Origin of the sequence: Kitasatospora sp. NPDC059827, assembly GCF_042731675.1 — a bacterium.
In the GTDB taxonomy this organism is placed as follows: domain Bacteria; phylum Actinomycetota; class Actinomycetes; order Streptomycetales; family Streptomycetaceae; genus Kitasatospora.
Window position 1 is genome coordinate 22,386 of sequence record NZ_JBHWIV010000100.1, and the last position, 7,581, is coordinate 29,966.

The following is a 7,581-nucleotide window of genomic DNA, read 5'->3' on the forward strand; positions in this document are numbered from 1 at the left end:
GGGTGGGTCGTCGCAGCGCCACCACCACGTGCCGGTCTCTGTCACGCCCCCGGAGGGCCCAGATGAGTCAGTCCGTCGTCAAGAACTCCGAGGCGGACGCGGCGCCGCCGTCGAAGCCGCCGGCCGGGGGAGGGCTCAAGGGGCACCCCTGGCTGACCCTGCTGACCGTCGCGGTCGGCGTGATGATGGTCGCCCTGGACGGCACGATCGTCGCGATCGCCAACCCGGTGATCCAGGAGAAGCTCGGGGCCGCGCCCTCCGAGATCCAGTGGGTCACCAGCGGCTACCTGCTGGCGCTCGCGGTCTTCCTGATCACCGCCGGCAAGATCGGCGACCGCTTCGGCCACAAGAGCACCTTCCTGGTCGGCGCGGTCGGCTTCGCCGCCACCTCGGCCGCGATCGGCTTCGCGGGCAACATCCAGACCGTGATCGCCTTCCGCGTCCTCCAGGGCCTGTTCGGCGCGCTGCTCCAGCCCGCCGCGCTCGGCCTGCTGCGCGGGGCCTTCCCGGCCGACAAGCTCAACATGGCGATCGGCATCTGGGGCGGGGTGATCGGCGCGTCCACCGCGGCCGGCCCGATCGTCGGCGGCCTGCTGGTCGAGCACGTCAACTGGGAGTCGGTGTTCTTCATCAACATCCCGGTCGGTCTGGCCGCGGTGGCCCTCGGCCTGTGGATCCTCAAGGACGTACGGGCCGAGAACGCCGCGAAGTCCTTCGACCTGCCGGGCATCGGGCTGCTCTCGGTCGGGATGTTCGCGCTGGTCTTCGGGATCATCAAGGCCCCCGAGTGGGGCTGGGGCGACGCCCGGACGCTGCTGTTCCTGGGCGGCGCGGTGCTGCTGATGGTGCTCTTCGCGCTCTGGCAGGGCCGGGCGAAGGAGCCGCTGATCCCGCTGAGCCTGTTCCGCTCGGTGCCGCTGTCGGCGGGCGTGCTGCTGATGGTGCTGATGGCCTTCGCGTTCTTCGGCGCGATCTTCTTCGTGACCTTCTACCTCCAGAACGTGCACGGGATGAAGCCGGTCGACGCCGGCATCCACCTGCTGCCGATGACCGGCATGATGATCGTCGGCGCGCCGCTGGCGGGCATCGCGATCGGCAAGCTCGGCCCGCGGATCCCGATCATGGTCGGGATGCTGCTCACCACCGGTGCGATGGTCGGCATGTCCACCCTGGACACCGGCTCCGGCACCGGCGTGATGTCGCTCTGGTTCGTCCTGATGGGCCTCGGCATCAGCCCGGTCATCGTCGGCGCCACCGAGGTCATCGTCGGCAACGCCCCGCTGGAGCTGTCCGGCGTGGCCGGCGGCCTCCAGCAGGCCGCGATGCAGGTCGGCGGCAGCCTGGGCACCGCCGTGCTGGGCGCCCTGATGGCCGCCAAGGTCGGCGACGTGCTGCCCGGCAACTGGGCGAAGGCCGGTCTGCCGCCGGTCGAGGACCCGCAGGCGGCCGCGGGCCTCAAGCAGGCGGCCCAGCTGGGCATCACCCCGCCGGCCCCGCCCGGCACCCCGCAGCAGGCGGTGGACCTGATGGCCGGCGCCGTGCACCAGTCCTTCGTCAGCGGGATGTCGCTGGCCTTCGCGGTGGCCGCGGTGGTGGCGTTCGGCGCCGCCCTGCTGGCCCTGCTGACCCGCCGCGGCGAGACCGACGCGGGCCCGGCCGTGCACATCTGAGCCGGCCGGCGGACGGCCCCGGACTCCGTGGGGGAGTCCGGGGCCGTCGTGCTGCCCGGGGTGCCGCTCAGACCCGGGTGAGGGCCACCAGCGGGATCGTCCGGGCGGCCTCGCGGTACTCGGCGAACTGCGGCTGGGCGGCCAACTGGCGGGCCCAGAGCGCGTCGTGCTCGGCCGGGTCGACCGCGGCCGCCACGGCCGGGTAGCGCTCGGCGCCGAGCTCGACGGTGACCTCCGGGTGGGCGACCAGGTTGCGGTACCAGACCGGGTCGGTGTCGCTGCCGCCGTTGGAGGCGAAGACCACCAGCCGCTCGCCGTCCGGCAGGTGGACCAGCGGGGTGGTGCGCGGCTCGCCGCTGCGGGCGCCGACCACGGTGAGCAGCAGCAGCGGCATCCCGGCGAGGTCGCCGCCCACCACCCCCTCGCCGGCCCGGAACTCGGCGATCACCTTGCGGTTGAACTCTCCCGCGCCGTCGGCGGGTTCGGGGTGGTGGTGCGTGCTCTGGTTCGTCATGGCGTCGAGCGTAGGACCTGACCCGGGTGTCCGGGGCGGGAACGCCGAAGGGCCGGACCCCGTACGGGAGTCCGGCCCCTCTCAGGCGCTAGCGGGTGATCAGGCGTCGCCGCCGGCGGCACCCGGGTCGGCCGCGGTCACGTCCAGCAGCTGGTAGCGGTCGATCGCCTCCTTCAGCGCCGAGCGGTCGATCTTGCCCTGCTTGGCGAGCTCGGTGAGCACGCCCAGGACGACCGACTGCGCGTCGATGTGGAAGAAGCGACGGGCCGCACCGCGGGTGTCGGCGAAGCCGAAGCCGTCGGCGCCCAGCGACTGGTACTGGCCCGGCACCCAGCGGGCGATCTGGTCCGGAACGGCGCGCATCCAGTCGGACACCGCGACGACCGGGCCCTCGGCGCCCTGGAGCTTCTGGGTGACGTACGGCACCCGCTGCTGCTCCTCGGGGTGCAGCAGGTTGAACTCCTCGGCCTCCACCGCGTCGCGGCGCAGCTCGTTCCAGGAGGTCGCGGACCAGACGTCGGCCTTGACGTTCCACTCCTCGGCGAGGATGCGCTGGGCCTCCAGGGCCCACGGCACGGCCACGCCGGAGGCGAGGATCTGGGCCGGGATCTGGCCGGCGGTGGCCGGCGCGTACCGGTGCAGACCCTTGAGGATGCCCTCGACGTCCACGTTCTCGGGCTCGGCCGGCATCTTGATCGGCTCGTTGTAGACGGTCATGTAGTAGAACACGTCCTCGCCGTGCGGGTGCTCGGCGCTGGAGCCGTACATCCGCCGCAGACCGTCCTGGACGATGTGCGCGATCTCGAAGCCGTACGCCGGGTCGTACGCGACGACGCCGGGGTTGGTCGAGGCCAGCAGGTGCGAGTGGCCGTCGGCGTGCTGCAGGCCCTCACCGGTCAGCGTGGTGCGGCCGGCGGTGGCGCCGATCACGAAGCCGCGGGCCAGCTGGTCGGCCATCTGCCAGAACTGGTCGCCGGTGCGCTGGAACCCGAACATCGAGTAGAAGACGTACACCGGGATCAGCGGCTCGCCGTGGGTCGCGTAGGACGAACCGGCGGCGATCAGCGAGGCGGTGCAGCCGGCCTCGGAGATGCCGTCGTGCAGCATCTGGCCGGTCGGCGACTCCTTGTAGGCCAGCAGCAGGTCGCGGTCGACCGACTCGTAGGTCTGGCCCAGCGGGTTGTAGATCTTCGCCGACGGGAACAGCGAGTCCATGCCGAAGGTGCGGTACTCGTCCGGCGCGATCGGCACGAAGCGGTTGCCGATGCCCTTGTCCCGCATGAGGTCCTTGAGCACCCGGACGAACGCCATCGTGGTGGCGATGGTCTGGTTGCCGGAGCCCTTCTTGACCGCCTTGTACGCGTCGTCGCCGGGCAGTTCCAGCTTGCGCGGGCGCACCTTGCGGGTCGGCACGTAGCCGCCCAGCTCGCTGCGGCGGTCGTGCATGTACTGGATCTCTTCCGAGTCGCGGCCCGGGTGGTAGTAGGGCGGGTAGCCCTCGTCCAGCTGCTTGTCGGTGATCGGCAGGTGCAGCCGGTCGCGGAAGCGCTTGAGGTCCTCGACCGTCAGCTTCTTCATCTGGTGGGTGGCGTTGCGGCCCTCGAAGTTGGGGCCCAGCGTCCAGCCCTTGACCGTCTGGGCCAGGATGACCGTCGGCTGGCCCTGGTGCTCGCGGGCGGCCTTGAACGCCGCGTAGATCTTCTTGTGGTCGTGGCCGCCGCGACCCAGGTGCTGGATCTGCTGGTCGGTCATGTTCTCGACCATGGCGCGCAGGCGCAGGTCGCCGCCGAAGAAGTGGTCGCGGATGTACTGGCCGGTCTCGGTGGCGTAGGTCTGGAACTGGCCGTCCACCGTGGTGTTCAGCTTGTTGACCAGGACGCCGTCGCGGTCCTGCGCGAGCAGCGGGTCCCAGCTGCGGTCCCAGACCAGCTTGATCACGTTCCAGCCGGCGCCCCGGAACTGGGACTCCAGCTCCTGGATGATCTTGCCGTTGCCGCGGACCGGGCCGTCCAGGCGCTGCAGGTTGCAGTTGACCACGAAGGTCAGGTTGTCCAGGCCCTCACGGGCGGCCAGCGAGAGCTGGCCGAGCGACTCGGGCTCGTCCATCTCGCCGTCGCCGAGGAAGGCGTAGACCTGCGAGTCCGAGGTGTCCTTGATGCCCCGGTGCTCCAGGTAGCGGTTCATCCGCGCCTGGTAGATCGCACCGAGCGGGCCGAGGCCCATCGAGACGGTCGGGAACTCCCAGAAGTCCGGCATCAGCCGCGGGTGCGGGTAGCTGGACAGGCCGTACGGGGCCTTCGACTTCTCCTGGCGGAACGCGTCGAGCTGCTGCTCGGTGAGTCGGTCCAGCAGGAAGGCGCGGGCGTAGATGCCGGGGGAGGCGTGACCCTGGAAGAAGATCTGGTCGCCCGACTCGCCCTCGGCGTCCTTGCCGCGGAAGAAGTAGTTGAAGCCGACGTCGTACAGCGACGCGGAGGAGGCGAAGGTGGCGATGTGCCCACCGACGCCGATGCCCGGGCGCTGCGCCCGGGAGACCATGACGGCCGCGTTCCAGCGGGTCGCGTTGAGGATCTTGCGCTCGATCTCCTCGTTGCCGGGGAAGAACGGCTCGTCCTTGGTCGCGATGGTGTTCACGTAGTCCGTGCTGCGCATCTCGGGCACGGCGACACGCTTCTCGCGGGCGCGCTCGATCAGCCGCAGCATCAGGTAACGGGCACGCTCACGCCCCCGCTCGTCGATGGCCGCATCGAGCGACTCCAGCCATTCCGCGGTCTCCTCGGGATCGAAGTCCGGGACCTGACTCGGAAGGCCGCCAATGATGATCGGGTTGCGATCGGATCCGGAAGCCACGCTGTTCCTTCACTGTCGGTCGAAACTGAGGTGTGTCGCGCCGCCTCCATCGTGCTACCGCGCTCGGAGATCCGTCATCTCTACCGATCGGTAACCGTTCCGCCTGGTGGACGGAACGGTCTGGTGGTGCGCGTCGCGGGCTTCTTCGTCCGCTCCGCACACCCCCGGGTGTTACGAAAAGAGGTGGTCCGACCTGGTGTCCCGTCCGCCCGATGGCGGGCGGCCGGGGTGAGGGCCAACAGGAGACTCTACGCCCGCGCACGCGCGGACCCCGAATGCCGTTCGCATCTCGGGCACGCGTACGGCCTGTGGGCCGGGACCACCCGAAGCATCCTTGTCCCACGCAGAGAAGGGCAAATCGGTGTGATTCCCGACACCTCGCCCGGCGTGTCCCGCTGCGACACGTCAACCTTTGGGGGGGATCGGCGGTCGGGTACTTGCGCGAACCGCCGCGCCCGTGTGGACTACGGCCACAGCCTCGGCATGGATGCCGGGCCGAATACTGGAGGTTATTCCCGTGAGCGCGACCGCGGACCCCGCGGACAAGTCCAACCCGGCGACCCGTCTCGGCTTCGAAGAAGGCCAGATCGTCCAGGAGCTGGGGTACGACGAAGACACTGACCAGGATCTCCGTGAGGGCATCGAGGAGATCACCGGGACGGAGCTCGTCGACGAGGACTACGACGACGTCGCGGACGCCGTCCTGCTGTGGCACCGCGACGAGGACGGGGATCTCACCGACTCCCTCGTGGACGCCCTGGAGTACCTGGCCGAGGGCGGGCTGATCTGGCTGCTGACGCCCAAGACCGGCCGGGACGGCCACATCGAGGCGTCCGACATCGCGGACGCGGCGAAGACCTCCGGCCTGTCGCAGACCAGCTCGATCGCGGTGGCCAAGGACTGGGCGGCGACCCGACTGGCGACCAAGTCCACGGCGAAGCAGCCCAAGCAGCGCTGAACGGGCCCCGAGCCTCGCGCCGGGCCCCTTCGGAGGATCTCCTCCGTCGGGGCCCGGCGCTTTTTCGTGCGGGCGTCCGTGCGGCTCTCCGGGCGGGCGGGCGTTCCGGGTGCTCCGGGAGTCGGGTGTCGAGGCGTTCCGGAGGTCGGGTGCCGGGGTGTTCCGCGCGTTCGCTCAGGGCGGAAGGGGTGGGCCTTCCGGTGGGCGGCGTCATCCGTTCGGCCGAACGTCGGTCAACGGATGCGAGGATGTCGCCTGCCGTGCCCGTAGCGCGGCCAGATCGCGTCAGAAAGGTCCCGCTCATGGCCGTCGAGATCGGCACCCAGGCTCCGGACTTCGAGCTCAGCACCCAGCACGGGGAGACGGTCCGGCTGGCCGATTTCCGCGGCCGCAAGCACGTCGTCCTGGTCTTCTACCCGTTCGCCTTCACTGGCGTCTGCACCGGTGAGCTGGGCGCGATCCAGCGCGAGCTGGCCGGGCTGCAGAACGACGAGGTCCAGGTGCTCGGCGTCTCCTGCGACTCGCAGTTCTCCCAGCGGGTCCTCGCCGACCGGGAGGGCCTGGAGTTCCCGCTGCTGGCCGACTTCTGGCCGCACGGCGAGGTCACCCGGGCCTACGGCGTCCTGGACGAGCGGAAGGGCTGCCCGCTGCGCGGCACCTTCGTGATCGACAAGGCCGGCACGGTGCGCTGGAGCGTCGTCAACGGCCTCCCGGACGCCCGGGACGAGCAGGAGTACCTCAAGGCCCTGGCGGCCCTCTGAGCCCCCCGGACGGCCCCACGGGGCCCGTGCGACCCTCCGGCCCCGCCGTTCGGGCGTGCGTACGGGAACCCGGTACTACGCTCGGGCCGTTGGCGGAGTGCGGCGTACGTCCGTTTTTCGTCGGTCGGCGCCGCGAACCGCACCACCCGGGGGCACCACCCGTGCCTCCCGATTCTTGGAGGACACGTGGGAGTCAGCCTCAGCAAGGGCGGCAACGTCTCGCTCACCAAGGAGGCGCCGGGTCTCCAGGCCGTCGTGGTCGGCCTGGGCTGGGACGTCCGGACCACCACCGGGACGGACTTCGACCTGGACGCCAGTGCGCTGCTCTGCAACGAGCAGGGCAAGGTCGGTTCGGACGGGAACTTCGTGTTCTTCAACAACCTGAAGAGCCCGGACGGCTCGGTCGAGCACACCGGCGACAACCTGACCGGTGAGGGCGAGGGCGACGACGAGGCGATCAAGGTCAACCTGGCCACCGTCCCGGCCGACGTGCAGAAGATCGTCTTCCCGGTGTCGATCTACGACGCCGAGAACCGGGGCCAGAACTTCGGCCAGGTGCGCAACGCGTTCATCCGGGTGGTGAACCAGGCGAACAACGTCGAGCTGGCGCGCTACGACCTCTCCGAGGACGCCTCCACCGAGACCGCGATGGTCTTCGGCGAGCTCTACCGCAACGGCGGCGAGTGGAAGTTCCGCGCCATCGGCCAGGGCTACGCCTCCGGCCTGCGCGGCATCGCCCAGGACTTCGGCGTCAACGTCTGAGTCCTCCTGCGGCGCAAGGGTCTTGCGCGGTCCCCGGGGCGGCCCCGGACCTTCGAGGTCCGGGGC

Annotated in this window: 6 protein-coding genes; 4 read left to right on the forward strand and 2 right to left on the reverse strand. The window is 70.5% G+C overall.

From position 1 onward, the window contains the following. Positions 1 to 62: 62 nt before the first annotated feature. Positions 63 to 1,670, forward strand: coding sequence for an MFS transporter (locus ACFV8H_RS36305; RefSeq protein ID WP_380408359.1), 1,608 nt, complete (start codon positions 63 to 65; stop codon positions 1,668 to 1,670). 67 nt (positions 1,671 to 1,737) lie between these two features. On the opposite strand, the gene ACFV8H_RS36310 is transcribed toward ACFV8H_RS36305, so the two are convergent. Continuing rightward, positions 1,738 to 2,184, reverse strand: a complete 447-nt coding sequence (locus ACFV8H_RS36310; RefSeq protein WP_380408361.1) for a nitroreductase/quinone reductase family protein — start codon at positions 2,182 to 2,184, stop codon at positions 1,738 to 1,740. A gap of 99 nt (positions 2,185 to 2,283) precedes the next feature. Next, a complete protein-coding gene (gene aceE / locus ACFV8H_RS36315) occupies positions 2,284 to 5,034 on the reverse strand; it encodes a pyruvate dehydrogenase (acetyl-transferring), homodimeric type (RefSeq protein WP_380408363.1) in 2,751 nt (916 codons plus the stop codon). A 517-nt stretch (positions 5,035 to 5,551) separates the two neighbouring features. Here aceE and ACFV8H_RS36320 point away from each other — a divergent pair. From ACFV8H_RS36320 to ACFV8H_RS36330, 3 genes are all read left to right on the forward strand, one after another. After that, positions 5,552 to 5,992, forward strand: a complete 441-nt coding sequence (locus ACFV8H_RS36320; protein WP_375887778.1) for a DUF3052 domain-containing protein — start codon at positions 5,552 to 5,554, stop codon at positions 5,990 to 5,992. A gap of 302 nt (positions 5,993 to 6,294) precedes the next feature. Next, positions 6,295 to 6,753 (forward strand): peroxiredoxin, encoded by a 459-nt coding sequence (locus ACFV8H_RS36325; protein ID WP_380408365.1) that lies wholly within the window; start codon positions 6,295 to 6,297, stop codon positions 6,751 to 6,753. Between the two features lie 186 nt (positions 6,754 to 6,939). After that, positions 6,940 to 7,515 carry a TerD family protein gene (locus tag ACFV8H_RS36330; protein WP_375887783.1) on the forward strand — a complete coding sequence of 192 codons (576 nt, stop codon included), beginning with the start codon at positions 6,940 to 6,942 and terminating at the stop codon, positions 7,513 to 7,515. The last annotated feature ends 66 nt before the right edge of the window (positions 7,516 to 7,581 follow it).